A 23,679-nucleotide genomic window follows, 5' to 3' on the forward strand; every position below is an offset into this window, starting at 1 on the left:
GGACCGGTCAAGCGACCGGTCCGCTCTTTCAGTCAGGCCACCCCGCCGTGGCCCGCACCTGCGCCGGGCTGGCGCCCTGGCGACGCAGGTCGCGCAGCGTCGGCGCGCCGTCCCGCTTCGCCAGGCGCCGTCCGGAGGCGTCGGTCAGCAGGGCGTGATGGGCATAGGCGGGCGCCGGCCAGCCCATCAGATGCTGCAACAGCCGGTGCAGGTCGGTGGCCGGCAGCAGGTCCACGCCGCGCGTCACCAGAGTCACGCCATCCCGCGCATCGTCATGGGTGACACAGAGATGGTAGCTGGCCGGCACCTCCTTCCGCGCCAGCACCACATCGCCGAAGCGGGCGGGGTCACAGTGCAGGCGGCCCTGGCCCGCCTCCTCGAAATCCAACGGCCCGGCCAATCCGGCCAATGCGCGGCCCATATCCAGGCGCAGCGCATGCGGCTCCCCCGCCGCCAGCCGCGCCCGCCGCTTGGCCTCCGTCAGCCGGCGGCAGGTGCCGGGGTAGAGCGGGCCGTCCGGGCCATGCGGCGCCGCCGCGCTGCCCGCGATTTCCCGCGCGATGTCACCGCGACTGCAGAAGCAGGGATAAAGCAGCCCCCGCGCTGCCAAGGCATCCAATGTGATGCGGTAATCCGCCATGTGGCGCGACTGCACCCGCACCGGCCCGTCCCAGTCGAGGCCAAGCCAGGTCAGATCCTCAAAAATCGCATCGGTGAATTCGGGCCGGCAGCGGGTCGCGTCGATATCCTCGATCCGCAGCAGGAAGCGCCCGCCACCGGTACGGGCCCGGCGCCACCCCGCCAGGGCGGAATGGGCATGGCCCAGATGCAGGAAACCCGTCGGGCTGGGCGCGAAGCGGGTGACGAGGGGCCGGGGCGCGGTCATCCTGTCCGGGCGTAGCGGACGATCGGCAGGGGGAGCAAGCGATGGCGAATGGATGGGATGGGCCGCGCTGGGGCCCCGCCTCGGCTGGGACGCCGCGCAAGCTGGTGGTTCTGCTGCACGGCGTCGGCGCCGATGGCTTCGACCTGATCGACCTCGCCCCCGGCTGGGGCAAGGCGGTGCCGGAAGCGCTGTTCATCGCTCCGCATGCGCCGGAGCCCTGCGACATGGCCCCCTATGGTCGGCAGTGGTTCAGCCTTCAGGACCGCTCCCCCGCCATGATGCGCGCGGGGGCGGAAGCCGCCACCGCCTGGCTGCGCCCGCATGTGGAGGCGGAACTGGCGCGCCTCGGCCTGACCTCCCGCGATCTGGCCCTGGCGGGGTTCAGCCAGGGGGCGATGATGGCCTTGCAGGCCGGGCTTTCCTGGCCCGGCGGCTGCGCCGCCATCCTGGCCTATGCCGGCGCGCTGCTCGCCCCCGACTCCCTGCCCCCGACGGCCCCACCCATCCTTCTGGTGCATGGCGAGGCCGATGAGGTGGTGCCCGCCGCCGCCAGCCGCCGGGCGGAACAGGCGCTGCGCGCGGCGGGACTGACGGTGGAGGCTGTGTATCGCCCAGGGCTCGCGCATGGCATCGACGAGGTCGGCATCAGCCTCGGCGCGCTCGCGCTCCAGCGCGAATTGGCGGGCGGTGCATGACCACCGCGTGAAACCTCGAAAACCGGCGGTTGCGCCTGCGAAGTGGCCCTGGCATGAAGGTCCGGTCAACGCGGCGCTGCCACAGAATATGGGGCTTTGCTAACAGTTGTGGCCCCAGGGCTGGGTATGTGTCGCCATTCATAGGAGTGGCGCTTGCCTGACGGCGGACACTTCCAGATCGGCCAGTCATTTCCCGCGCTCGTGTTGAACGCGGATTTCCGGCCCCTGTCGTATTTCCCCCTCTCGGTCTGGGCCTGGCAGGATGCTGTGAAGGCGGTCTTCCTGGATCGCGTCTCGGTGCTGTCGGAATATGAGGCCTCGGTCCATTCGCCGAGCATGACCATGCGCCTGCCGAGCGTGATCGCGCTGAAGGACTACATCCCGGCGGCCCGCCGCCCGGCCTTCACCCGCTTCAACGTCTTCCTGCGCGACAGCTTCGAATGCCAGTACTGCGGCGAGGGACGCCCGACGCCGGAACTGACCTTCGACCACGTGATCCCCCGCAGCCGCGGCGGCCGCACCACCTGGGAGAACGTCATCACCGCCTGCGGCCCCTGCAACCTGCGCAAGGCCAACAAGCTGCCGCGCGAATGCCGGATGTTCCCCCGGCAGGAGCCGCGCCAGCCGACCAGTTGGGAATTGCAGGAGAACGGCAGGTCCTTCCCGCCCAACTACCTGCATGAAAGCTGGCGCGACTACCTGTACTGGGACAGCGAGCTGGAAAGCTGAGCGATCACACCCGCTCGCTGACCTTAATCGCCACCTTGCAGCCCGCCTTGATGGCGGCGCTCAGCAGCTTGTAGGCGGGCGCCAGCTCCGCCTCGTTCTCCAGGCCGATGTCGCGGTGTTCCAGCTCCTCCTGCCGGAAGCGCTCGATATCGGCGCGCAGCGGGGCCTCATCCTCGCCGAGGGTGTCGAGCTGGGCGCGGTAATGTTCGTCGATCGCCTCCTCCACCGCCACGGTGCAGGCCATGGCGCCGCGATGGCCCAGCAGGGCGGTGGCCGCGCCCAGCGCGAAGCCGGCCACGTGCCAGATCGGCAGCAGGGCCGTCGGCCGCACCCGGCGCTGCCCGATCAGCCGGGTGAAGGTGTCGAGATGCACCTGTTCCTGCGCCTTCATATGCTCCAGCACCGGCCCGTATTTGGTCCGGCCGAGCACGGCGAGCTGGCCCTCATAGATCCGCTTGGCGCCATATTCGCCGGCATGGTCCACCCGGATGGTCCGGGCGACATAGTCGCGCGGGGTCGGGTCGCCCGGCAGGCGTCCCTCGGCGGTCTCGCGATTCGGCATCACACCCTCCCTGAACGTCCGGCCTGGCGCCAGGTCCAGCCGGCCAGCGCCAGGGCATAGATCAGGTTCATCGTCGCGACGGAAAGGGGCAGGCCCGGAAGATAGGCCGGCTCGTCGCAGGGCTTGCTCGGCAGCGGCGTCAGGCTGGCCAGAAGGTCATCCACGCTGGTTCCGCTGCCGACACTCGGCGCCAGGCAGGACGGCAGGGGCGAGGGCCACCAGCCCTGCTCCACCCCGACATGCAGGGCGGCGATCGCGCCGGAGACAACCACGGCCAGCGCCGCGGCGCGCAGCAGCCAGGCGCGCCAGGGCACGGGCAGCAGCCCGGCCAGCACGGCCAGCGCTGCCGCCACCCAATAGGGCCAGCGTTGCCAGAGGCAGAGCGCACAGGGGGCCAGTCCGGGCCAGCGCTCGAAACCCATGGCCATCAGGGGGGCCGCGGCGGCCAGGGCCGCGACCAGGAAGGAGGCGTTCATCGTGCCGCATTCATCGGCCAGCGCGGGCCGGACGGCAACTGGACCCCCTGCGCCCCGCGCCTTAACGTGCCACGCAGACCGGAGGGGAAGACAAAATGCTGCGCATCTGGGGCCGCGCCAATTCGTCCAATGTCATGAAGGTGCTCTGGCTGTGCGAGGAGCTCGGCCTGCCCTTCGAGCGAATCGATGCCGGCGGCGCCTTCGGCCGCACGCGGGAGCCCGACTACCTGGCCAAGAACCCCAATGCGCTGGTCCCCACCATCGAGGAACCGGATGGCTTCGTGCTGTGGGAGAGCAACGCCATCCTGCGCTACCTGGCGCGCGGCAAGGCGCCGGGAAATCCGATCTACCCGGCCGACCTGCGGCTGGCCGCCGATTGCAACCGCTGGATGGACTGGCAACTCGGTACGCTGAACCGGCCGATGACGACGGTCTTCTTCACCTATGTCCGCATCCCCGAGGCGGACCGGGACTGGCCCGCGACCCACAAGGCGCGCGCCGAGGCCGAACAGCTCTGGGCCATGCTGGACGGGCACCTGGCGGGGCGCGCCTTCATCACCGGGGAGGACTTCACCCTGGCCGACATCGCGCTGGGCATCTACGCGCATCGCTGGTTCGTCATGCCGATCGAGCGGGCGCCGATGCCGGCGCTGGAGGCCTGGTACCAGCGGCTTCTCACCCGGCCCGGCTGCGCCAAATACGCCTCCGGACCGCTCAGCTAACCTATTTCAGCGGCTTGCGCCGGGGGTCCAGGCAATGTCCCCGGCGCCATTGCCGTTCAGCCGGCGCGACAGCACGAAAAGGTGGTCCGACAGGCGGTTGAGGTAGCGGATCACGGCGGGGTTGACCGCATCCTCCGCCGCCAGCGACACCACGTCGCGCTCGGCCCGTCGGGCGATGGTGCGGGCCAGATGGGCATGGGCGGCGCCGGGGCTGCCGCCGGGCAGCACGAAGCTGCGCAAGGGCGGGATCGGCCGGTTCATCTCGGCCAGCTCCGTTTCCAGCCGCAGGCACTGCATATCGGTCACCCGCAGCCGGTCCTCCCCGGTGCCGGGCACGCAGAGATCGGCGCCGACATCGAACAGGTCGTTCTGGATACGCGCCATCATCGCATCCGCCGCCGGGTCACCCCCCAGATGCAGGCGCAGCACGCCGATCACGGCATTCGCCTCATCCACTGTGCCATAGGCCGCCACGCGCAGGGCATCCTTGCGCACCCGCGTGCCATCGCCGAGCGAGGTTTCCCCTGCATCGCCGCCACGGGTCATGATCACGTCCAGCCTTACCATCTTCGGTCTCCTTCAAGCTGGAAGGTGATGCCGATGGCGGTGGAGGAAAGAACCGGCACGCCATCGCGCATCGCCGGCTCGAACCGCCATCGCCGCACCGCCTGCATCGCCGCCTCGTCCAGGGCGGGATAGCCGGCCGAGCGCAACACCCGCACATCGACGACCCGGCCGATGGCGTCAATCTCCACCCGCAGCGTGACGCGACCCTGCTCATTCCGGATCCGGCTGGCATGGGGGTATTCGGGAGGTGGATTGGACGCGCCGGCCGCCTGGCGGGGTGGCACCACGGCGCCAATGGCCTCCCCTGCCCCAGCCGCCATCGGCACCGGCGTGCCGGCCGGCGCCGCCTCAGGTGGGGGCGCCTCTCGTCGCGCCGGCGCGGCGGCGCGGCTGGGGGGCGGGCGCGGCGCGGGAGGCGGGGGCGGCGGGACGGGTGCCGGCGCCTCGGCCTGCTCCGCTGGGGCGGCGGGTGCCTCCGTCGGCACGGGCGGCGCCTCGGGCGGGATTTCGGGCGGGGCGGGGGCCGGCTGCGGCGGCGAGGGCTCGGCCGGCGCCGCGGCCTGCGCCACATCGGCCGCATCGCCCGCGCCGGGCGTTTGGTCCGCCCAGACCAGCGCCACCTGCTGTTCAGGCGGCGCCACCGCCGGCACGTGCTGCACGCCCAGGAACGCCAGGGCGCCGGCCATGTGCAGCAGCAGGGACAGCAGGAGGCCAAGGCCAACGCCCCGCGCCCGACGCTTCGCCCTCCTGCCGTCGACACGGCGTCTGCCGCGCCGCGTCATCGCCCACCGACCGCGCGATGGACCCCGGTGGCGGCGAGGCTCAGCGCCGCAGGCAGAACAGTCCTGCGAGCAGAAACAGGCCGAAGGTGGCCGTGGCCATCAGGGTTCGAAGGTGATTCCACGCCGACCACGGCCCCGCATAATCGTTCCAGACGGCGCGCGCCGCCGCCAACTCCACCGGCGCGGCCGCGGCAAGGCCCGCATTCAGCGGCAGGTTGAAGGCGGCCGTGACGCCGATGACGCCAGCGCCATAGACCAACAGCGCCGCCGCCGCGACCGCGGACATGCGCGCATGGCGCGCCCAGACCGCCGCCGCCGCCAGCAACCCTGCCAGCAACAGGGGGCCGAAGAAGACGAAGCCGAAGGATGGCGTTCGGATCGCACCGTTCACCGCATTCATCGCGGCGATCGCCACCTCCGGCGGCGCCTCGGCAAGTCCCGGCATGACCGTGAAGGACCAGGTCCAGAAGAAGCCGGAACTCCAGGCCGAAGCGAGAAGGCCAAGCCCCGCGAGCCCTGACAAGAACCACCCCATCGCCCTGCCCCCATGCCGCGGCGGGCGCAATATCCCGGGCGCGATGCCTTGGGCAAAGCGACGGGGTGTAACGCCCCCGCGACAACCGTTGCGTCAGACCGAGAAGTACTTGGCCCGCGGATGGTGCAGCACGATGGCGCTGGTCGATTGCTCCGGATGCAGTTGCCACTCATCGGACAACGACACGCCGATTCGCTCCGCCTGCAACAGGCGTAGCAGGCCTTCCTGATCCTCCAGCCGCGGGCAGGCCGGGTAGCCGAAGGAATAGCGGCCGCCGCGATAGGATTGCTGCAGCATCTTGTCCATGTCGCGGTCATCCTCCGCCGCGAAGCCGAGCTCGGCGCGGATGCGCTTATGGACGTATTCCGCCATCGCCTCCGCCATCTCCACGGACAGGCCGTGCAGATAGAGGTAGTCCTGGTAGCGGTTCTCCTCGAACCATTCCCGGGCGATGTCGGAAGCCTTCTGGCCCACGGTGACGACCTGAAGGCCGATCACGTCGCGCGCGGCCGGACCCTCCTCGATGTCGCGGACGAAGTCGGCGATGCATTCACCGTCCGGCTTCGGCTGGCGCGGCAGGTTGAAGCGGCAGAGCTCCGTCACGCCGTCCTCCGCGAACAGCACCAGGTCGTTGCCCTGGCCGGCGCATTTCCAATAGCCGTAGATCGCCTGCGGCTTCAGGATCTTCTGCTCCTCCGCCAGCGCCAGCATGCGCTTCAACACCGGGCGCAATTCCTGCTTCGCCCAGCCGAGGAAATCCTCCAGCGACCGCCCGGCCTTCCGGAAGCCCCATTGGAATTGGTACAGGCTGCGTTCGTTGATGAAGGGGATGATCGCCTTCGGCGGCGCCTCCACCACCCGCGCGCCCCAGAAGGGCGGCACCGGCACGGCGCTTTCGGCGGCGACGCGGCGGCGGCGTTCCTGCGCATAGCCGAGATCGACCGGCGCGAAGCCGCGCGGATCGGCCTGGCCCAGGGTGCGCTTCTCGTTCTTCGCCTTGCCCACGCGCTTGGCCTGCAAGGCCTGGAGGTAGTCCTCGAAGCCATTGCCCATCACCTTGTCCATCAGGTGCAGGCCATCGAAGGCATCCCGTGCATAGGCCACGCGCCCGCAGGCATAGGCCTTCACGCAATCATCCTCGACATAGTTGCGGGTCAGCGCGGCGCCGCCGAGCATCACGGGGATGTCGATGCCCTGGCGGCTCATCTCCTCCAGATTCTCGCGCATCACCACGGTGGATTTCACCAGCAGGCCGGACATGCCGATGGCATTGGCCCGGTGTTCCTTCGCCGCGGCCACGATGTCGATCAGCGGCACCTTGATGCCGAGATTGACGACCTTGTAGCCGTTGTTGGTCAGGATGATGTCGACCAGGTTCTTGCCGATGTCGTGCACATCGCCCTTCACCGTGCCGAGCACGATGGTGCCCTTCTCCTGCCCCTCGACCTTCTCCATGAAGGGTTCGAGATAGGCGACGGCGGCCTTCATCGTCTCGGCGCTTTGCAGCACGAAGGGCAACTGCATCTTGCCGGCGCCGAACAGCTCCCCCACCACCTTCATGCCGTCCAGCAGCACGTCGTTGATGATGGACAGCGGCGTATTGCCCTGGTCGAGCGCGACCTGAAGCTCCTCGCCCAGCCCCTTGCGGTCGCCATCGACGATGCGGTCCTTCAGCCGGCCCTCGACGGTCTCGGCACGGACCTTCTTGACGTTGTCCGCCGCCTTCCGGCCGGAGAAGATCTCCAGCACCTTCTGCAAGGGGTCGTAGCCTTCGCGACGGCGGTCGAAGATCAGATCCTCCACCACCTCCACCTCCTCCGGCGGAATCTGGTGCAGCGGCTTGATCTTGGAGACGTGGACGATGGCGCCGGTCATCCCGGCCTTCACCGCATGGTCCAGGAACACGCTGTTCAGCACATGCCGCGCGGCGGGGTTCAGGCCGAAGGAAATATTGGACAGGCCGAGGATGATCTGGATGTCCGGGAATTTCTCCCGGATCATGCGGATGCCATCCAGCGTCCAGAGGCCAAGCTTGCGGTCGTCCTCATTGCCCGTGGCGATGGTGAAGGTCAGCGGGTCGATCAGCAGGTCGGATTGGGCCAGGCCGTATTGGTTGCAGGCGAAGTCCACCAGCCGCGTCGCGATGCGCAGCTTGTCCTCCGCCGTCTTCGCCATGCCGACCTCGTCGATGGTCAAGGCGATGACGGCGGCGCCGAACTTCTTCGCCAGCTTGAGGCGGTCATGCGCCGCTTCCTCGCCATCCTCGAAGTTGATCGAGTTGATGATGGGCTTGCCGCCATGCAGCTTCAGCGCGGCCTCGATCACCGGCGTCTCGGTGCTGTCGATCACCAGCGGCGAATTCACGCTGCTGGTGAAGCGGCGGATGACCTCGTCCATCTCCCGCGTCTCGTTGCGGCCGACAAAAGCGGTGCAGATGTCCAGCGAGTTGGATCCCTCGGCCACCTGCTCGCGGCCAATCGCAACACAACCATCCCAGTCATGCGCTTCCTGCCGCTGGCGCCACAGCTTGGAGCCATTGGCGTTGCAGCGCTCGCCGATCGAGAAGTAGCTGTTCTCCTGCCGCAGCGAGGTCGCGCCATAAAGGCTGGCGACGGAGGGCACCCAGACCGGCTTTCTCGGCACCGGCGCCGGGCGGTGGCGTGCGCCGCCCAGCTTGCGCAGCAGACCGTCCAGCGCCTGGATATGCGGCGTGGAGGTGCCGCAGCAGCCGCCGATCAGGTTCAGCCCATCCTCCAGCACGAAGCGTTCCATCCAGCTCGCCAGGTCCTGCGGGCTGAGTGGGTAATGGGTCTTGCCGTCCACCAGCTCCGGCAGGCCGGCATTCGGCTGCACGCTGATGAAGCCGGGCCAGTTCTGCGACAGCCAGCGCACATGCTCCGCCATCTCCTGCGGGCCGGTGGCGCAGTTCAGGCCGATCAGCGGCACGTCGAGGGAATGCACCACGGTCGTGGCGGCGGCGATGTCGGGGCCGACCAGCAGCGTGCCGGTGGTCTCCACGGTCACCTGCACGAAGATCGGGATATCCGACTTCGCCCGGGCGCGGGCGATCTTGGCGGCGTTGACCGCGGCCTTGATGAACAGCGTGTCCTGATTGGTCTCCGTCAGCAACGCATCGGCTCCGCCGGCGATCAGCCCCTCGCATTGCAGGACAAGCGCGGCTTCCAGCGCGTCGTAGCCGATATTGCCCAGGCTCGGCAGCTTTGTGCCCGGGCCGATATCGCCGATCACCCAGCGGTGGCGGCCATCGGCGAAGCTCTCCGCCGCTTCCCGTGCCAGCTCGACCGAGAGCTTGTTGATCTCGAAGGCCTTGTCCTCCAGCTCGAACTCCGCGAGCGTGACAGGCGAGCCACCGAAGCTGTTGGTCAGCACCATGTCGGCGCCGGCCTCGTAATAGCCGCGGTGGATTTCACGGACGAGGTCGGGACGCGAGAGGTTCAGGACCTCCGTGCAATTCTCCTTGCCCCAGAAATCGCGGTCGGTGTCGAGCGTCAGCGCCTGGACACGGCTGCCCATGCCGCCATCGCAGAGCAGCACCTGATCCTTAAGGGCGTCGAGAAGATGCGGGCGGGACATAGGGGATGGACCCTTCAACGAGACGAAACGGAAACGGGGACAGTCTGGCGCTGCGCCGGCCATAGCCGCACGGGCAATGCCCCATCGATGCTGTGCGGGTGGCGCAGCGCGCAGCCCGCCGCCCCCAGCCAGCCGGCGAGCTGGGCATCGTCGAAGCCGGGCCAGCGATGCGCGTGCCGGCCCAACAGATCGGCGCGCGCATGCGGCGCCAGATCAACCACGACAAGAATGCCACCTGGATTCAGCACCCGCGCCGCCTCGGCCAGGGCGGCGGCGGGGTCCTCGGCGTAGTGCAGCACCATCTGCAAGGTCACCACGTCGAAACCGCCATCGGGCAGCGGCAGGCGGTACATGTCGGCCTGGCGCACGGCGCAATGGCTCAACCCGCGTTCGGCCAGCCGGGCTCGGGCCAGGGCCAGCATCTCCCGACTCGCATCCACGCCCAGCGCATGGGCGCAGCGCGGCGCCAGCACCTCCATCAGCCGCCCCGTGCCGCTGCCGATATCCAGCAGACGCTCGAAGCTGTTGGGCAGAGCCTGAAGCAGCGCCGCCTCGATCGCGGCCGCCGGAAGCTCCAGCGCCCGCATCTCGTCCCAGTCGGCGCCATGCCGGCGGAAGGCGTCAGAGGCGATGCGCGCGCGTTCCGCCGCCAGGCGCGCAGCGGCGCGGCGGTCTGCGGCCAGCAGCGGGTCTTCCTCCGGCAGCCGGGCCAGGATCTGGCGGACCAGATCGGCACTGGCCGGAAGCTGGAAGAAGACATTCGCCCCCTCCGGCATCCGTTCCAGCAGCCCGGCTTCGACCAGCAGCTTGAGGTGCCGCGACAGACGGGGCTGGGACTGGCCCAGAATGCCGCAGAGATCCGACACGCAGAACGCGCCACGGGCACAGAGCGACAGCAGGCGCAGGCGGGTCGGCTCGGCCGCCGCGCGAAGCTGGGTGAGCAGGTCATCCATGGCTTGCAAATGACATAAAGATATCCTTATGTCTAGGGTATGAGCTGGTCCATGGACGCCCGAATCCCCTTGCGCCTGATCTCCCCCCAGGATCTGTCCGCCCTGCGGTCGGATCAGGAGGTCGCACTGTTGCTGGAAGCGCCACGCGCCCATCCGGTGCCATCCGGCATGGTCACGCTGGCAGAGTTCATGCCAGCACCGACCGGCCATCTGGCGGAATGCGGCTGCTGCAAGGGCCGGGGCGCCGTCTCCGAGGCGCTGGACCATTTGTTCCAGGCCCGGATTCGGGGCCGCAGCCCCTGGTTCAAGCAGGTGCTGGGCGTGACACATAGCGGCCTGGCGCGGGAGGCCATCACCACCGCTTTGGCGAATGACCCCCTGACCCGTTCACGCTTCCGCCTGGCCTGATCCAGGATCAGACAAAGCGCACCATCGCGCGGCCGAGGCCTGAGATTCGCGTCGCCAGCGCGGTGCCAGGCTCCGGCACGACCCCCAGCGTCAGGCCGGCCACGACCAGCAGCGCGCCGGCCGGCAGCCCGCCCAGCCCCCGCGCCGCGGCGGCCGCCTCCGCGAAACGCGGCGCCAGATCCAGCGCCATGCCGCGGCGCCGGCTGTCCGGCGCCCCCAGATGGATGGCGACCTCGGCCCCGGAAGGCGGCCGCGCCTTGCCGGTGACCACGTAGCCCAGCCCGCCAAGATCAGCCGTCAGCACGGCGGGATCGGAAGGCATGTCGGTGAAGCGCGTCGCCGCGATGTCGATCGCCGGATGCAGCCGCGCCAGCACGGGGGGCGCGTCGGAGCCCGGCTCCAGCGCCTCGGCCAGCACCCCCACCACGGCACCGGTCGCGCAAGGGTGGCGCAGCCCGGCCAGGGCCACCGTCGCGCCGTCGGCCATCAGCCGGCCCTCCGGCATAGGCCCCAGGATCGGCGGCGCCATCCCCCGCAGCATCATCCGCAGGCCGCAGGGGGCCTGGCCGGTTTCCTCCAGCACGGCGGCGGCCATCTCGAAGCCTTCCTCCGCATCGCGGGGCGCCAGGCCCTCTGGCAAGGGTGCCAGAGGATTGCCACTTTCCAGGGCCTCCACCAGCCACTTCGCCGCCGCCGCGGCGCGGTCCGCCACCTCCCCCATCTGCGTCATCCGGTCCTCAGTTCAGCGGCGGCAGGTCGGGCAGTTCCGGCACGTCGAAGCCGCCCTCGGGGATCGACATTAGATCCTGCACCGGCCCGCTCTGCACATGGTCATACAGATAGGAAGGCAGCCAGGTGGCAATGCCGGGGAAGATGTAGAGCATGGCCATGCCGACGATGACGATGCCGACGAAAGGCAGGCAGCCCGCGAAGATCTGCGTCAGCCGCACTTCCGGCGGTGCCACCCCCTTCAGGTAATAGGCGGCCATTGCGACGGGCGGCGTCATGAAGGAGGTCTGCAGGTTCAGCGCGACCAGCACGCCAAAGAAGATCGGGTCGACGCCGAAGGTATCCAGCAGGGGCAGGAAGATCGGCACGAAGATCAGCACGATCTCCGACCATTCCAGCGGCCAGCCCAGCAGGAAGATGATGAACTGGGTCAGGATCAGGAAGGTGACGGTGTTGAGGCTGAGCTGCTCGACGAAGATGTTCTCGATCACATGGTGACCGCCGAGATAGCCGAAGACCGAGGTGAAGATATAGGCGCCGACGAACAGCCAGCAGACCATGGCGGTGGTGCGGGCCGTCAGGAAGACGCTTTCCCTAAGCCGCTGGAAGTTCAGGGCGCGATAGGCCAGCGCTAGCAGGATGGACCCCATCGCCCCCATGGCCGCCGCTTCCGAGGGCGTCGCCAGGCCGAAAAGGATGGCGCCCAGCACCATGCCGATCAGCAGTGCCAGCGGGAAGAAGGACGTCACCAGCGCCAGGAGGATCGTGCCCACCGGCACATTGCGCTCCTCGGGCGGCAGGCGCGGCGCGGCGCCGGGTCGCACGGAGGCGACGATCACGACATACAGCATGTACAGCAGCGCCAAGCCGAGCCCCGGAAAGAAGGCGGCCGCGTAAAGCCGGGCGACCGAGGTGCCGGAGGTGGCGCCGTAGAGGATCAGCATGATCGAGGGCGGGATCAGGATGCCCAGGCAACCGCCGGCGCAGGTGACACCCGCGGCCAGTCGCGCATCATAGCCGGCGCGCAGCATGGCCGGAAACGCCAGCAGCCCCATCAGGGTGACAACCGCGCCAACGATACCCGTGGCCGTGGCGAACAGCGCGCAGGTGGCCAGCGTCGCCAGCGCCAGCGCGCCGGGCAGGCCGCCGGAGGCCATCTGCAGGGAGCGGAACAGGCGGTCCAGGATATTCGCCCGCTCGATCACATAGCCCATGAAGATGAACAGGGGCACGGAGATCAGGACGTCATTCGCCATCACCGCATAGGTGCGCTGCACCAGCAGGTCGAAGACGCGCATTTCCATGGCGAGGTAGCCGAAGCCAATGCCCATCGCCATCAGCGTGAAGGCCACCGGGAAGCCCAGCAGGATGACGAAGATGAAGCTCCCCAGCATCACCATGCCGATGACTGGATCGCTCATGCCGACTTCTCCGCCTGCTCGGCCTCGTAGAGTCGCCGCGCCGCCTCCAGCGCCAGCACTTCCATTTCCTCCACATCGTTCAGCTTCTGAGGCCAGGCGCCTTCACGCAGACAGATCACGCAGCGCGCAATCTCGGCGAAGCCCTGGAGCAGAACGGTGGCGGCGGCGAGGGGGATGATGAACTTGAAGGGCCAGATCAGCGGGCCATCCGGACTGACCGAGGACTGCTCATTCTGCGCCAGGGACAGCAGGAAGAAATCCCAGCCATAGATCATCATGCCGATCATCGCCGGCAGGAAGAACAGCAGATAGAGGCTGAGGTCGATCAGGGCCTGACGTCGCTGGGATGCCAGCCGATAGGCGAAGTCCGCCCGCACATGACCGCCGCGCGACAGCGTATAGGCGCCGGCCATCATGAACAGCGTGCCATATAGGATATAGGACATGTCGAAGGCCCAGCTCGTCGGGGCCCGGAACAGATAGCGCGCGAAGACCTCGTAACAGATGGCCAGCGTCAGCGCGAGGATCAGCCAGGCAAAGAGCTTCCCCACGAAGGCGCTGAACCGGTCGATCGCCAGCAGGACAGGCTGCACCTTGCTTCTCCCCTCTCAACCTCTACGGCTGACGCGCAAAGACCCGCCCGGTGGTGCCGGACGGGTCCCATCGCAGGTGACCTGGGCGCGTCAGTTCTGGCGCGCGAAGAAATGGGTGTAGGAGATGGCCGCCGGCGCCTGGTAGCGCAGGTAGAAATTGCCGACACGACGGCACCAGGTCCTTTGGCTGTCCGTCACCTTCTTGAAGAACGGGTCGCTTTCCAGGTTCGTCACCACCTGGTCCCAGGCCCGCAACTGCGCATCCAGGATCGCGCGGGGGGTCGGGCGCACCTGGACGCCCTGGGTCTGGGTCATTTCGATCAGGTCGCGAGAATAGCGGTCCTGCTGCTTCCACGACATGTCGGATGATGCTGCTTCCGAGGCATGGCGGATGATGGCCTTCAGATCGTCCGGCAGCGCATCGTAGCGCGGCCGGTTGAACAGGATCTCAAAGGTCTCCGTGTTCTGATGGAAGCTCTGGATCATGTAGTTCTTGGCCACGTCCGGAAAGCCAAGGACGCGGTCGGAGGAGGGGTTGTTGAACTCGGCGCCGTCGATCACGCCACGCTCCAGCGCCGGCACGATCTCCCCGCCTGGCAGCGCCGTCACGGCGGCGCCCATCGCGTTGAACAGGTCGGTCGCCAGGCCCACGGTGCGATAGCGCAGGCCGCGCAACTGGTCGACGCTGGTGATGGGGTTCTTGAACCAGCCGAGCGGCTGGGTCGGCATCGGCCCAGTCTGGAAGCCCACGACATTCACCCGCAGGATGTCGCGGATCAACTCGTTGTACAGGGCCTCGCCGCCGCCATAGTAGAACCAGCCCAGATATTCATGGGCATTGCCGAACCAGGCCGGCGGCGTGCCGAACAGGCTGAAGGCCTTGTTCTTGCCGAACCAATAGGCAGAGACGCCATGCCCACCATCCAGCGTGCCGGCGGAGACCGCATCCAACAACTGGAAGGCGCCCACGACAGCGCCGGCCGGCAGCAGTTCCAGCCGCAGCCGGCCGCCCGCCATCGCATTGACACGGGTGACGAAATCATTCGCGAATTCATGGAAGATGTCGCGCTGCGGCCAGGTCGACTGGAAGCGCATGGTCACGGTCTGAGCCCGGCTGACACTCGGGGTGGCCAGGATGGCGGTTCCGGCGGTGCCTACGGCTGCCGCCTTGAGCAGGCCACGGCGGCCGGCTGCACGCGTGTTCGTCTCGCTCATTTTTTTGCCCTCTGGACGTGCCCCTGCCCGCTTCAGCGGGTCAATCGGCGCATTGCTCCCCTTCTTCATTAGGCATCGCAGCAATGATACGCAATGCCCCTTTTGGGGCGGGGCCGGAGGTCGTTACTTCGTGACGAAGGCCTTCTCGACCACGAAGGTCGCGGGCCGGTTGTTCGCCCCCTCCGTGAAGCCGCGATGCTCCAGCAGCACCCGCATATCGGCGTTCATTGCTTCGCTGCCGCAGAGCATGGCGCGGTCCCGCTCCGGCGAGATGGGCGGCAGGCCTAGGTCGGCGCAGAGCCGGCCACTTTCGACCAGCGTCGTCACCCGCCCCTGGTTCGGGAAGGATTCGCGCGTGACGCTGGGGTAGTAGACAAGCTTGTCCCGCGCCAGTTCGCCCAGCAATTCATGCTGCGGCAAATCGGTGGAGATCAACTCCCGGTAGGCCAGTTCCGCCACCTGCCGCACGGTATGCACCACGACGACCCGGTCGAAACGATCATAGGTCTCCGGGTCGCGGATCAGGCTGAGGAAGGGCGCCAGCCCCGTGCCGGTGGCGAAAAGCCACAGCGTGCCGCCTGGCAGCAGGTTCTCGATCAGCAGCGTGCCGGTCGCCTTGCGGCCAATGAGCACACCGTCGCCCGGCGTGATGTGCTGGAGGCGCGATGTCAGGGGACCGTCCTGCACCTTGATGGAGAGGAACTCCAAGGTTTCCTCCCAGGGCGGGCTGACCAGGGAATAGGCCCGCACCAGCGGCTTGCCCTCCACCATCAGGCCGATCATCGCGAACTGCCCCGCCACGAAGCGGAAGCGCGGATCGCGCGTACAGGTGAAGGAGAACAGCCGATCGGTCCAGTGATGGACGGTGAGGACCCGCTCCAGGTAAAATCCGGGCGGGGCGGTCTCAAGCGGGGCGGGTGCGCTGGGGGAGGACATGCCGCCGATATGCGACATAGCCGGCCCTGCTGCAATGCGATTGAAGGTGCTCCGCTGGCTCGCCGTGGCGCCGGTGCTGCGGCATGGTGACAGCGACACGAAAGGACTGGCCCCAACGCGATGACCGAACTGCCCCCCGTCGGCGAGATCGTCGATGCCACGCCCCGCCCCCTGCCCGCCCGCATCCCCCACCGCGGCCAGTCCGTGACGCTGGAGCCGCTGGCCATTCGCCATGCCGCCGAGCTCTGGGACGCCGCCCAGGGCGACCCGCGTGGCGACGGCTGGGCCTATATGGGCTACGGCCCCTTCGCGGATGCGGATGCGATGCGCCGGCATGTGGCCAGCTTCGCAGCCCAGCACGACCCCATGGCTTGGGCGATCCGCCCGCATGCCAGCGGCGCCGTCTCCGGCTGGCTGACCCTGATGGAAATCCAGCCGGCCAATGCCGCGATCGAGATCGGCCATATCTGGTTCGCCCCACGCCTGCAGCGCACGCGCGCGGCGACGGAGGCGATGTTCCTGCTGATGCGGCATGCGATGGATGACCTTGGCTACCGCCGGCTGGTCTGGAAGTGCAATGCGCTCAACGCCCCCTCCCGCCGCGCCGCCGCGCGACTGGGCTTCGTGTATGAGGGTGAACTGCGGGCGCATCTGGTGGTGAAGGGGCGGCGGCGCGACACCGCCTTCTTCTCCATCCTGGCGGATGAATGGCCGGCCCGGCGCGACCGGATTGCCGCCTGGCTGGAGGATGCCAATTGGGACCATCAGAACCGTCCCCGGCAATCCCTCAGCCAAGCGCATCCGCCATCCGCATCCTGACCGCAATTCGGGGTTGGGCGATACAGTGGAACGACAACCGGCCCTGATGTAATGCGATAGCGCACCCGGCCGCCCGCGAGCGAATCCGGCCGGGGATGATGACGGAGGCCAGCCATGCCGCGTGCCATTGACGATCAGGTGGGCGCCTTCGTCCCCGGCCCGAGGATCGAACTGGCCGGCGCAGCGGAGGGTCCGCTCTCGGGGCTCGATTTCGCGGTCAAGGACCTGTTCGACGTGGCCGGCGTGACAACCGGCTATGGCAACCCGGATTGGGCTCGCACCCATGCGCCCGCCGCCGCCACGGCCCCCGTGATCCTGGCCCTGCTCCAGGCCGGCGCGAACCTTCGCGGCAAGACAAAGACGGTGGAACTCGCCTATGGCCTGACCGGCGAGAACGTCTGGTATGGAACACCGATCAACCCCGCGGCACCGGATCGCTTTCCGGGCGGTTCCTCCTGTGGCTCCGCCGCGGCCGTGGCGGCTGGGCTGGTCGATTTCGCGCTGGGCAGCGACACTGGCGGTTCGGTGCGTATCCCGGCCAGCTATTGCGGCCTGTTCGGCATCCGCCCGTCCTGGGGGGCGGTCAACCTGACGGGGGCCTGCCCGCTCGGCCCCAGCTTCGACACGGCAGGCTGGTTCGCCGCCAAGGCCAGCGTGCTGCGCCGGGTCGGCGAGGTGCTTCTCCCGCATAGCGGGGAATCCGGCCTCGGCCCGCTCATCAAGGTGCAGGAAGCCTGGGTGAATGCAGTGCCGCAGACCGCCACCGCCCTGGTCGGCGCCCTGGCGATGGTGGAACGCGTGCTCGGTCCCAGCCTGTCCATCCACCTGGCGCCGGAAGGGCTGGCGCAAGTCTTCGAACATTTCCGGGCGGCGCAGGCGGAGGAAGCATGGGCCAGTCTCGGCACCTGGGTCGAGGCCACGAAGCCCGCCTTCGGTCCTGGCGTGGGCGAGCGCTTCGCTGCCGCGAAGGCCACTGATCCGCATATCGCCGCCAGCGCCCGGCAGTTTCGCCGGGGGTTCAGCCAGCGCCTGCGCGCTTTGCTGGCCGGCGGCGCGGTGCTGATCTACCCGACCTCCCCGGTCCCGGCGCCCAGGCTGGACGCGGATGGAGAGGCGCAGCAGGCGGTGCGGGAGCGCACGATGGGCGTCACGGCCATCGCCGGCCTCGCCGGGCTTTGCGAGGTCACTCTGCCGGCCGCGCGGGTCGAAGGCGCGCCGGTAGGCCTCTCGCTGGCCGCGGCACCGGGGCGCGACCGCGCCTTGCTGGCGGTGGCGGAGCGAGTGGCGGCGGAGTTGCGCCTGCCGGTCTGATATCTGGCGGCGCGACTGGCCGCCGCTGGCGGATTTGCAACCGGCCAAGCGATACCGCCTTCGGCGATATTGCTGTAATCCTTGACCCACCGCTGATCCTGGGACACGCGCAACATGCTGATCCGCGACGCCACCGCGGCCGACCTGCCCGCCATCACGGCCATCTACGCCCATCACGTGCTGGTCGGCACAGGCACCTTCGAAGAGGATCCACCCTCCGAGGCCGAAATGGCGACCCGCGTCGCCAAGGTGCAGAATGCGGGCTGGGCCTGGCTCGTGGCGGAACTGGACGGCGTTGTCATCGGCTACGCCTATTTCAACCAGTTCCGGGAAAGGTCAGCCTACCGCTTCGCCGCCGAGAATTCGATCTACGTCCGGGACGATGTGCGTGGCCAGGGCGTCGGCAAGGCACTGGTCGAGGTCCTGCTGGATCGCGCCACGGCCTGCGGATTCCGCCAGATGCTGGCGGTGATCGGGGATTCGGAGAATGTCGGCTCCATTGGCCTGCATATCTCGCTGGGTTTCCGGCAGGCCGGGGTGCTGAAGGCCGCGGGGCTGAAATTCGGCCGCTGGGTGGACGTCGTCTTCATGCAGCGCGCCCTCGGCCTGGGCGATCGCGCCCTGCCCGAGACCCCCGCCTGATCCTCCGCCCCTGCTATCCCGCCAGGAAACCCAGGAGAAGCGCCACCACCCAAAGCACCAGCGCCGCGGCGCCGACCTGTTCGGCATGCCACAGCAGACGCTGGCGCAGTGTTGCCGCCATAAGGCGCTGCGCCTCGGCGGGCGGCAGGCTGCGCGCCAGGATGGCGGCGTGTTCGGTCAACAGTGACCACAATTCGCTGCGCCGCATGTTGCGATGCGGCGTGCGCCAGGCGGTCCAGATCAGCCCGAGGCACAGCATGGCCAGCAGATTGCCGCCCGTGCGCAGCGCAAGCACGATGTCGAAGGACAGCGCCAGCATCAGGGTCACCACCGCCAACCCCGCGAAGCTGAGGGCCCGGCGGATGCTGTGATCCGCCAATGTACGCATCATCTCCATCCAGCTCTCCTCGCGCTGCATGCCGCAGCGCCCCTACAGAACGGGCTCCATCATCATGCGGGGCGACGCATCGCCTGTCTGGTCAAGCGATGATAATCCGCCCCGGTTCCCACCGTTGACCGGTCACGCCCTTATTCCCGCAAGATCGTCATTCTCGCCAGGATTGTAGCTTGCGATAGATGGTCGAAGGGTTGACGCCCAGCATCGCGGCTGCGCGAGGCACGTCCTGGCCGGTTGCATCCAGCGCGGCGAGGATGTGGCGTTTCTCAACCTCGGCCAGCGACAGGAACGCCTCCGGCGCGCGCGGCGGATCCTCAGGCGGCGCTTCTGGGGACGGAGCGGCCTGCGGCGCCGCGCTGTCCAGGACCGCCGGGGCCAGCCCGGGTTCAGGCATGACGGGCGGGGCATCGGCCGCGATTGGGTCCGGAGAGGCTGACAGCGCCGGCGTCGGCACTCGCGAAGAACGCAACAGCATGGGCGGCAGCATGGCACGCTCCACGCGTTCCCCATCATGGAGAACCGCGATGTTGCGGATCGCATTCTGCAATTGCCGCACATTGCCTGGCCAGGAATAGCCGGCCAGCGCCTGCTCCGCCTCCCGCGTGAAGCCGCGGAAGCGCTTGCCCTCCTCCCGCGCGAAGGTGCCCAGGAACTGCCGCGCGATCAGCAGCACATCGTCACCCCGATCGCGCAGCGGCGGCAGTTCCAGCGGCACGACGTAAAGGCGGTAATACAGATCCTCTCGGAAGCGCCCGGCCTCCACCTCCGCCCAAGGGTCGCGGTTGGTGGCTGAGACGATGCGGACATCCACCTTCTCCGCCTTCGAGGCGCCAACCGGCTGGAAGGTGCCGGTTTGCACGAAGCGCAGGAGCTTGACCTGCATATCGATGGGCATGTCGCCGATCTCATCCAGGAAAAGGGTACCGCCATCGGCGAGGCGGGCGGCGCCCGGGCGAGTCTCGGTGGCGCCAGTGAAGGCGCCCTTCACATGGCCGAAGATCTCCGATTCCAGCAGGTCGCGCGGAATGGCGCCGCAATTCAGGGCGATGAACGGCTTGGCACGTCGCGGGCTGGCGCGGTGCACCGCATCGGCCGCCAGCTCCTTGCCGGAGCCGCTCTCCCCCGTGATGAAGACATTGGCCTTGCTGGCGGCGACGCTTTCGATGGTGCGGTAGACCGCCTGCATGGTCGGGGAGGCCCCGATGAAACCGAAAAAGCGGTCGCGGTTGAGCTGCGCCTTCACCGCGCGCAGTTCCGAGGCCAAGGCGCGCTTTTCCAGCGCATTCTGAAGGGTCACGGTCAGCCGCGTCTTGGCGAAGGGCTTGACGATGAAGTCCACCGCGCCCTCGCGCATCGCCTCCACCGCATGGTTCACGCTGCCATGCGCGGTCACAACGATGATCGCGGCCTCCACACCCGCCGCGCGCAGCCGCCGCATCGCCTCGAAGCCGGAAAAATCGGGCAGTTCCAGGTCCATCAGGATGGCGTCGGGCTGCCAGCCCAATCCCTGCTCCAGCGCATCCGCGCCGGTCTCGGCAAGACGAATCTCGTGCCCCAGATCGCGCAACAGCGCCCGGGCGACCTCCGCCTGGGTCGGCGTGTCCTCGACGATCAGGACCCGCGCTGCGGCCTGGGCCATCGGGCCCTAGGCACTTCCCGGCGGATTGTCCGCCAGGGCTGCGAGTTCCGCCAGCGCCGCGGCAGCCTCCTGCCGCACCTGGACCGCAAGCGCCCGCGGATCGGCAGGGTTGCGCGGATCCATGGCGATCCGGGCCACATGCTCCAGCCGCAAGGCGCCGACAGCCGCCGCAGCACCGGCCAGGCTATGCGCCGCACGGCGATAGCCATCCTCGTCACCGGTGGCGACAGCGGCTTCGAGAAGCCGGGCCAGCCGTCCCAGATCATCCTCGAAGGTGCGGAGGATCCGCACGAAATCGTCGCGAGGCAGTTCTGAGGCGAGTTGACCAGCGATGTCCGGGTCTATGGCGTTCACGAATGATCTCTCGCACTCTGCGGCCATGGGGTCAACGCATCCGCGATGGCGGGAGGATGCCCTGGGGGATGATGCGGGACTCCGAGTCACCCTATGTCACGAAGCCGCGTTGGGGCGGCTGGCGCCGCCGATGCTAGGCTGCCGCCCATGAGCATCATGGGCCATATCGCCGCCATTCGTTTCGGCCTCGGCCTCCGGCACGGGGACGCGCCACCCGCCGACCCGCTGGCCTGGCTGCGGGCGCAGATCGACCATCCGGGCGCCCCGCCGGAAGGTCCATCGCTGGCCGAGGCCCTGGCCTTGCGCGGCGACGACTTTGCAGCCCGGCGCCCCCGCGACCCGGTCGGCGACCCGCAGCAGACGCGACGCGCCCTGGCACAACTGATCCGCGCCGAGACTCTGGGCCATGTGCGGCGCCGGCTGACCGGGGAGCAGCCGTTCCGGGAACGGCTGGTCGATTTCTGGATGAACCATTTCACCGTCAGTCGCCGCTCCGGCAGCCTGACGCCGCTGATCGGCAGCTATGAGCGGGGGGCGATTCGTCCTCATGTCACCGGCCGCTTCGCCGACATGGCCGTTGCGGTGGCGCGGCATCCAGCCATGCTGATCTATCTGGACAATGCGGGATCCATCGGCCCGAGCAGCGCCAATGGCCGTCGCTCCCGGCGCGGCCTGAACGAAAACCTGGCGCGGGAGATGCTGGAACTGCACACCATGTCCCCGGCGGGAGGCTACACCCAGGGCGATGTGCAGGAGTTGGCGAAGATCCTGACGGGCTGGTCCTTCGCCAGCGGCGGCGAACCTTATGACTTTCAGTTCCGCGCCGCCTCGCATGAACCCGGCGACAAGCACCTGCTCGGCCGCCGCTTCGGCCCCGGGGAGGCGGAGGGCGAGAAGGCGATCCGCTTCCTGGCCGAGCATCCGGCCACTTGGCGGCATCTGGCGGTGAAGCTGGCCCGACATTTCGTGGCCGATAGCCCGCCGCCCGAGGCCGTGCGGGCGCTGGAGACGGTGCTGCGGGACAGCAAGGGCGACCTGGCGGCGACCAGCCACGCGCTGATCGCCCTGCCCCAGGCCTGGGATCCGCCCCTGTCGAAATTCCGCCCACCGATCGACTACGTCATCGCCGCCGGCCGCGCCCTGGGCGTGCCGGACGCCCAGGCCAGCCAGCTGATCAATGGCTTCAACACCCTGTCGCAGCCGCTGTGGCGGCCGGAGCAGCCGATCGGCTGGCCCGACATCGCCGCGGACTGGGCGGCGCCGGAGGCGCTGATGCGCCGCGTGGACTGGGCCTACACCTTCGCCGGACGCGCGGGGCGCGGGGTGGATGCGGCGGAGGCAGTGGAGACCGCCCTCGGCCCGCTGGCCCGGGCGGAGACGGTGACAGAAATGCGCCGCGCCGGATCGATGCGCGACGCGCTGACCCTGCTGCTCGGCAGCCCGGAGTTCATGCACCGATGACCGATGCACCCCATGCCCATTTCCGCACCACCCGTCGCGGCCTGCTGCTCGGCCTCGGCGCCAGCTTTGCCGTCGGCCCCGCCCGCCTTGCCTTCGGCGAGGCCCCGGGCGACCGGCGGCTGGTCGTCATCCTGCTGCGCGGCGCGCTGGACGGGCTGTATGTCGTGCAGCCCTATGGCGATCCGGCGCTGGAAGGTCTGCGCGGCCGGCTGAAGCTGCCCGAACCTGGGCAGGAGGACGGGCTGCTCGACCTCGGCGGCAAGTTCGGCCTGCATCCGGGCCTCGGCCGGCTGCATGGGATGTTCGCGGCGAATGAGGCGGCAGTGCTGCATGCGGTGGCCGGCCCCTATCGCAGCCGCAGCCATTTCGAGGCCCAGGACATGCTGGAAAGCGGCGGCGAGCAGCGGCTGGCCAGCGGCTGGCTGAACCGCGCGCTGGAGGCGCTGCCGCGCGGCGGCCAGGGCCCCGACCAGGCCCGGGCCGGGCTGGCGGTCGGCACCTCCGTGCCGCTGCTGATGCGCGGGCCCGTCCCGGTCGGTGCCTATTCCCCGCCGGGCCTGGAACGCCCGGCCCCGGAGCTGATGTACCGGCTGGCGGCCTTGCAGGATTCGGACAGCACGCTCGGCCGCGCCTTCGCGGAGGGCATGCGCAGCCGGGGCTTTGCCAGCCAGACGCTTGGCATGGTGGAGAATGATCGCGAACGCTCCGCCTTTGCCAACCTCGCCGGCGCCGCCGGCCGGCTGATGGCGGAGCCCGGCGGCCCGCGCGTCGCGGCGATGGAGCTGGGCGGCTGGGACACCCATGTGCAGCAGATGAACCGCATCATGGGACCGCTGCGGGCGCTGGATGACGGGCTGGGCGCCCTGAAGGAGGGACTCGGCGCGGAATGGGCGCGGACGGCCGTGCTGGTGGTGACCGAATTCGGCCGCACCGCGCGGGTGAACGGCAATATGGGCACGGATCACGGCACCGGCGGCGTCGCCTTCCTGGTCGGCGGCGCCGTGGCGGGTGGCCGCGTCATCGCTGACTGGCCTGGCCTCGGCGAGGACAAGCTGTTCGAGAATCGCGACCTGCAGCCGACGCAGGATCTCCGCGCCATCGCCAAGGGCCTGCTGCGCGATCACTTGCGCCTGCCGGAAGCCGCCGTCGGCGCCGCCTTCCCAGGCAGCAACGCGGTCACCGTCCTACGCGGCCTGATCCGCGCCTGAACAAAAAGCAACCTGTGGCCATGGCGTCGCGTTGCCGTTCCGAAC

At 68.8% G+C, this 23,679-nt stretch carries 25 protein-coding genes; 9 read left to right on the top strand and 16 right to left on the bottom strand.

The features are described 5' to 3' along the window. Window positions 1-28: 28 nt before the first annotated feature. On the bottom strand, window positions 29-886 hold the full coding sequence (gene gluQRS / locus JJQ90_RS01225; protein ID WP_216872651.1) for a tRNA glutamyl-Q(34) synthetase GluQRS: 858 nt from the start codon (window positions 884-886) through the stop codon (window positions 29-31). Window positions 887-927: 41 nt separating this feature from the next. On the opposite strand from gluQRS, the gene JJQ90_RS01230 reads away from it, so the two are divergent. Then, a complete protein-coding gene (locus tag JJQ90_RS01230; RefSeq protein ID WP_216872652.1) occupies window positions 928-1,581 on the top strand; it encodes an alpha/beta hydrolase in 654 nt (217 codons plus the stop codon). Window positions 1,582-1,734: 153 nt separating this feature from the next. Next, the gene (locus JJQ90_RS01235) at window positions 1,735-2,310 is read left to right on the top strand and encodes an HNH endonuclease (RefSeq protein WP_230410293.1); all 576 of its coding nucleotides are present in this window, start codon (window positions 1,735-1,737) and stop codon (window positions 2,308-2,310) included. A 4-nt stretch (window positions 2,311-2,314) separates the two neighbouring features. Here the strand turns inward: JJQ90_RS01235 and JJQ90_RS01240 are convergent, their stop codons facing one another. Further along, window positions 2,315-2,872 (bottom strand): demethoxyubiquinone hydroxylase family protein, encoded by a 558-nt coding sequence (locus JJQ90_RS01240; RefSeq protein WP_216872653.1) that lies wholly within the window; start codon window positions 2,870-2,872, stop codon window positions 2,315-2,317. Beyond that, a complete protein-coding gene (locus JJQ90_RS01245; protein ID WP_216872654.1) occupies window positions 2,872-3,348 on the bottom strand; it encodes a disulfide bond formation protein B in 477 nt (158 codons plus the stop codon). The genes JJQ90_RS01240 and JJQ90_RS01245 overlap by 1 nt, the downstream gene beginning before the upstream one ends. A gap of 95 nt (window positions 3,349-3,443) precedes the next feature. Here JJQ90_RS01245 and JJQ90_RS01250 point away from each other — a divergent pair, with 95 nt between their 5' ends. Further along, complete coding sequence (locus JJQ90_RS01250; RefSeq protein ID WP_216872655.1) at window positions 3,444-4,070, top strand: glutathione S-transferase family protein; 627 nt, start codon at window positions 3,444-3,446, stop codon at window positions 4,068-4,070. Window positions 4,071-4,076: 6 nt separating this feature from the next. Here JJQ90_RS01250 and JJQ90_RS01255 read toward each other — a convergent pair whose 3' ends face one another. From JJQ90_RS01255 to JJQ90_RS01275, 5 genes are all read right to left on the bottom strand, one after another. Further along, window positions 4,077-4,637 (bottom strand): cob(I)yrinic acid a,c-diamide adenosyltransferase, encoded by a 561-nt coding sequence (locus JJQ90_RS01255; protein ID WP_216872656.1) that lies wholly within the window; start codon window positions 4,635-4,637, stop codon window positions 4,077-4,079. Beyond that, window positions 4,631-5,323 carry an energy transducer TonB gene (locus JJQ90_RS26760; RefSeq protein WP_230410294.1) on the bottom strand — a complete coding sequence of 231 codons (693 nt, stop codon included), beginning with the start codon at window positions 5,321-5,323 and terminating at the stop codon, window positions 4,631-4,633. The genes JJQ90_RS01255 and JJQ90_RS26760 overlap by 7 nt, the downstream gene beginning before the upstream one ends. A gap of 136 nt (window positions 5,324-5,459) precedes the next feature. Then, the gene (locus JJQ90_RS01265) at window positions 5,460-5,942 is read right to left on the bottom strand and encodes an anthrone oxygenase family protein (protein ID WP_216872657.1); all 483 of its coding nucleotides are present in this window, start codon (window positions 5,940-5,942) and stop codon (window positions 5,460-5,462) included. A gap of 105 nt (window positions 5,943-6,047) precedes the next feature. Next, complete coding sequence (gene metH / locus JJQ90_RS01270) at window positions 6,048-9,548, bottom strand: methionine synthase (protein ID WP_216872658.1); 3,501 nt, start codon at window positions 9,546-9,548, stop codon at window positions 6,048-6,050. Window positions 9,549-9,562: 14 nt separating this feature from the next. Beyond that, window positions 9,563-10,501 (bottom strand): ArsR/SmtB family transcription factor, encoded by a 939-nt coding sequence (locus tag JJQ90_RS01275; protein WP_216872659.1) that lies wholly within the window; start codon window positions 10,499-10,501, stop codon window positions 9,563-9,565. Window positions 10,502-10,552: 51 nt separating this feature from the next. Here JJQ90_RS01275 and JJQ90_RS01280 point away from each other — a divergent pair, with 51 nt between their 5' ends. After that, window positions 10,553-10,909 carry a hypothetical protein gene (locus tag JJQ90_RS01280; protein ID WP_216872660.1) on the top strand — a complete coding sequence of 119 codons (357 nt, stop codon included), beginning with the start codon at window positions 10,553-10,555 and terminating at the stop codon, window positions 10,907-10,909. Window positions 10,910-10,916: 7 nt separating this feature from the next. Here JJQ90_RS01280 and JJQ90_RS01285 read toward each other — a convergent pair whose 3' ends face one another. The 5 genes from JJQ90_RS01285 to JJQ90_RS01305 all read right to left on the bottom strand — a co-directional run bounded on the left by JJQ90_RS01285 (window position 10,917) and on the right by JJQ90_RS01305 (window position 15,821). Then, window positions 10,917-11,639 carry a hypothetical protein gene (locus JJQ90_RS01285; protein ID WP_216872661.1) on the bottom strand — a complete coding sequence of 241 codons (723 nt, stop codon included), beginning with the start codon at window positions 11,637-11,639 and terminating at the stop codon, window positions 10,917-10,919. 7 nt (window positions 11,640-11,646) lie between these two features. Then, window positions 11,647-13,059, bottom strand: coding sequence for a TRAP transporter large permease (locus JJQ90_RS01290; RefSeq protein WP_216872662.1), 1,413 nt, complete (start codon window positions 13,057-13,059; stop codon window positions 11,647-11,649). Beyond that, window positions 13,056-13,652, bottom strand: a complete 597-nt coding sequence (locus JJQ90_RS01295) for a TRAP transporter small permease subunit (RefSeq protein ID WP_216872663.1) — start codon at window positions 13,650-13,652, stop codon at window positions 13,056-13,058. The genes JJQ90_RS01290 and JJQ90_RS01295 overlap by 4 nt, the downstream gene beginning before the upstream one ends. A 90-nt stretch (window positions 13,653-13,742) precedes the next feature. After that, entirely contained in the window at window positions 13,743-14,867 is a 1,125-nt protein-coding gene (locus JJQ90_RS01300; protein WP_216872664.1) for a TRAP transporter substrate-binding protein, read from the bottom strand. Window positions 14,868-14,990: 123 nt separating this feature from the next. Next, window positions 14,991-15,821: a ferredoxin--NADP reductase gene (locus JJQ90_RS01305; protein ID WP_457851876.1), complete on the bottom strand. Its 831-nt coding sequence runs from the start codon at window positions 15,819-15,821 to the stop codon at window positions 14,991-14,993. A 102-nt stretch (window positions 15,822-15,923) separates the two neighbouring features. On the opposite strand from JJQ90_RS01305, the gene JJQ90_RS01310 reads away from it, so the two are divergent. From JJQ90_RS01310 to JJQ90_RS01320, 3 genes are all read left to right on the top strand, one after another. Beyond that, window positions 15,924-16,622, top strand: coding sequence for a GNAT family N-acetyltransferase (locus JJQ90_RS01310; RefSeq protein ID WP_216872665.1), 699 nt, complete (start codon window positions 15,924-15,926; stop codon window positions 16,620-16,622). Window positions 16,623-16,736: 114 nt separating this feature from the next. Next, on the top strand, window positions 16,737-17,933 hold the full coding sequence (locus JJQ90_RS01315; RefSeq protein ID WP_216872666.1) for an amidase: 1,197 nt from the start codon (window positions 16,737-16,739) through the stop codon (window positions 17,931-17,933). 114 nt (window positions 17,934-18,047) lie between these two features. Further along, window positions 18,048-18,575, top strand: coding sequence for a GNAT family N-acetyltransferase (locus tag JJQ90_RS01320; RefSeq protein WP_216872667.1), 528 nt, complete (start codon window positions 18,048-18,050; stop codon window positions 18,573-18,575). Between the two features lie 13 nt (window positions 18,576-18,588). On the opposite strand, the gene JJQ90_RS01325 is transcribed toward JJQ90_RS01320, so the two are convergent. The 3 genes from JJQ90_RS01325 to JJQ90_RS01335 all read right to left on the bottom strand — a co-directional run bounded on the left by JJQ90_RS01325 (window position 18,589) and on the right by JJQ90_RS01335 (window position 20,965). Continuing rightward, a complete protein-coding gene (locus JJQ90_RS01325) occupies window positions 18,589-18,972 on the bottom strand; it encodes a hypothetical protein (RefSeq protein ID WP_216872668.1) in 384 nt (127 codons plus the stop codon). 148 nt (window positions 18,973-19,120) lie between these two features. After that, window positions 19,121-20,611: a sigma-54-dependent transcriptional regulator gene (locus tag JJQ90_RS01330; RefSeq protein ID WP_216872669.1), complete on the bottom strand. Its 1,491-nt coding sequence runs from the start codon at window positions 20,609-20,611 to the stop codon at window positions 19,121-19,123. 6 nt (window positions 20,612-20,617) lie between these two features. After that, on the bottom strand, window positions 20,618-20,965 hold the full coding sequence (locus JJQ90_RS01335) for an Hpt domain-containing protein (RefSeq protein WP_216872670.1): 348 nt from the start codon (window positions 20,963-20,965) through the stop codon (window positions 20,618-20,620). A 147-nt stretch (window positions 20,966-21,112) separates the two neighbouring features. Here JJQ90_RS01335 and JJQ90_RS01340 point away from each other — a divergent pair, with 147 nt between their 5' ends. After that, complete coding sequence (locus JJQ90_RS01340; protein WP_216872671.1) at window positions 21,113-22,426, top strand: DUF1800 domain-containing protein; 1,314 nt, start codon at window positions 21,113-21,115, stop codon at window positions 22,424-22,426. Next, window positions 22,423-23,634, top strand: a complete 1,212-nt coding sequence (locus JJQ90_RS01345) for a DUF1501 domain-containing protein (protein WP_216872672.1) — start codon at window positions 22,423-22,425, stop codon at window positions 23,632-23,634. The genes JJQ90_RS01340 and JJQ90_RS01345 overlap by 4 nt, the downstream gene beginning before the upstream one ends. Window positions 23,635-23,679: the final 45 nt, after the last annotated feature.

Origin of the sequence: Falsiroseomonas oleicola (assembly GCF_019029495.1) — a bacterium.
In the GTDB taxonomy this organism is placed as follows: domain Bacteria; phylum Pseudomonadota; class Alphaproteobacteria; order Acetobacterales; family Acetobacteraceae; genus Falsiroseomonas; species Falsiroseomonas oleicola.

Coding starts and splice junctions, on each gene's coding strand:
- JJQ90_RS01315 (WP_216872666.1), top strand. CDS start 16,737: ATGCCGCGTGCCATTGACGATCAGGTGGGCGCCTTCGTCCCCGGCCCG.
- JJQ90_RS01285 (WP_216872661.1), bottom strand. CDS start 11,639: ATGACGCAGATGGGGGAGGTGGCGGACCGCGCCGCGGCGGCGGCGAAG.
- metH (WP_216872658.1), bottom strand. CDS start 9,548: ATGTCCCGCCCGCATCTTCTCGACGCCCTTAAGGATCAGGTGCTGCTC.
- JJQ90_RS01330 (WP_216872669.1), bottom strand. CDS start 20,611: ATGGCCCAGGCCGCAGCGCGGGTCCTGATCGTCGAGGACACGCCGACC.
- JJQ90_RS26760 (WP_230410294.1), bottom strand. CDS start 5,323: ATGGCCGGCGCCCTGGCGTTCCTGGGCGTGCAGCACGTGCCGGCGGTG.
- JJQ90_RS01230 (WP_216872652.1), top strand. CDS start 928: ATGGCGAATGGATGGGATGGGCCGCGCTGGGGCCCCGCCTCGGCTGGG.
- JJQ90_RS01245 (WP_216872654.1), bottom strand. CDS start 3,348: ATGAACGCCTCCTTCCTGGTCGCGGCCCTGGCCGCCGCGGCCCCCCTG.
- JJQ90_RS01320 (WP_216872667.1), top strand. CDS start 18,048: ATGCTGATCCGCGACGCCACCGCGGCCGACCTGCCCGCCATCACGGCC.
- JJQ90_RS01340 (WP_216872671.1), top strand. CDS start 21,113: ATGAGCATCATGGGCCATATCGCCGCCATTCGTTTCGGCCTCGGCCTC.
- JJQ90_RS01305 (WP_457851876.1), bottom strand. CDS start 15,821: ATGTCGCATATCGGCGGCATGTCCTCCCCCAGCGCACCCGCCCCGCTT.
- JJQ90_RS01275 (WP_216872659.1), bottom strand. CDS start 10,501: ATGGATGACCTGCTCACCCAGCTTCGCGCGGCGGCCGAGCCGACCCGC.
- JJQ90_RS01310 (WP_216872665.1), top strand. CDS start 15,924: ATGACCGAACTGCCCCCCGTCGGCGAGATCGTCGATGCCACGCCCCGC.
- JJQ90_RS01240 (WP_216872653.1), bottom strand. CDS start 2,872: ATGCCGAATCGCGAGACCGCCGAGGGACGCCTGCCGGGCGACCCGACC.
- JJQ90_RS01300 (WP_216872664.1), bottom strand. CDS start 14,867: ATGAGCGAGACGAACACGCGTGCAGCCGGCCGCCGTGGCCTGCTCAAG.
- JJQ90_RS01255 (WP_216872656.1), bottom strand. CDS start 4,637: ATGGTAAGGCTGGACGTGATCATGACCCGTGGCGGCGATGCAGGGGAA.
- JJQ90_RS01345 (WP_216872672.1), top strand. CDS start 22,423: ATGACCGATGCACCCCATGCCCATTTCCGCACCACCCGTCGCGGCCTG.
- gluQRS (WP_216872651.1), bottom strand. CDS start 886: ATGACCGCGCCCCGGCCCCTCGTCACCCGCTTCGCGCCCAGCCCGACG.
- JJQ90_RS01290 (WP_216872662.1), bottom strand. CDS start 13,059: ATGAGCGATCCAGTCATCGGCATGGTGATGCTGGGGAGCTTCATCTTC.
- JJQ90_RS01250 (WP_216872655.1), top strand. CDS start 3,444: ATGCTGCGCATCTGGGGCCGCGCCAATTCGTCCAATGTCATGAAGGTG.
- JJQ90_RS01280 (WP_216872660.1), top strand. CDS start 10,553: ATGGACGCCCGAATCCCCTTGCGCCTGATCTCCCCCCAGGATCTGTCC.
- JJQ90_RS01325 (WP_216872668.1), bottom strand. CDS start 18,972: ATGGAGATGATGCGTACATTGGCGGATCACAGCATCCGCCGGGCCCTC.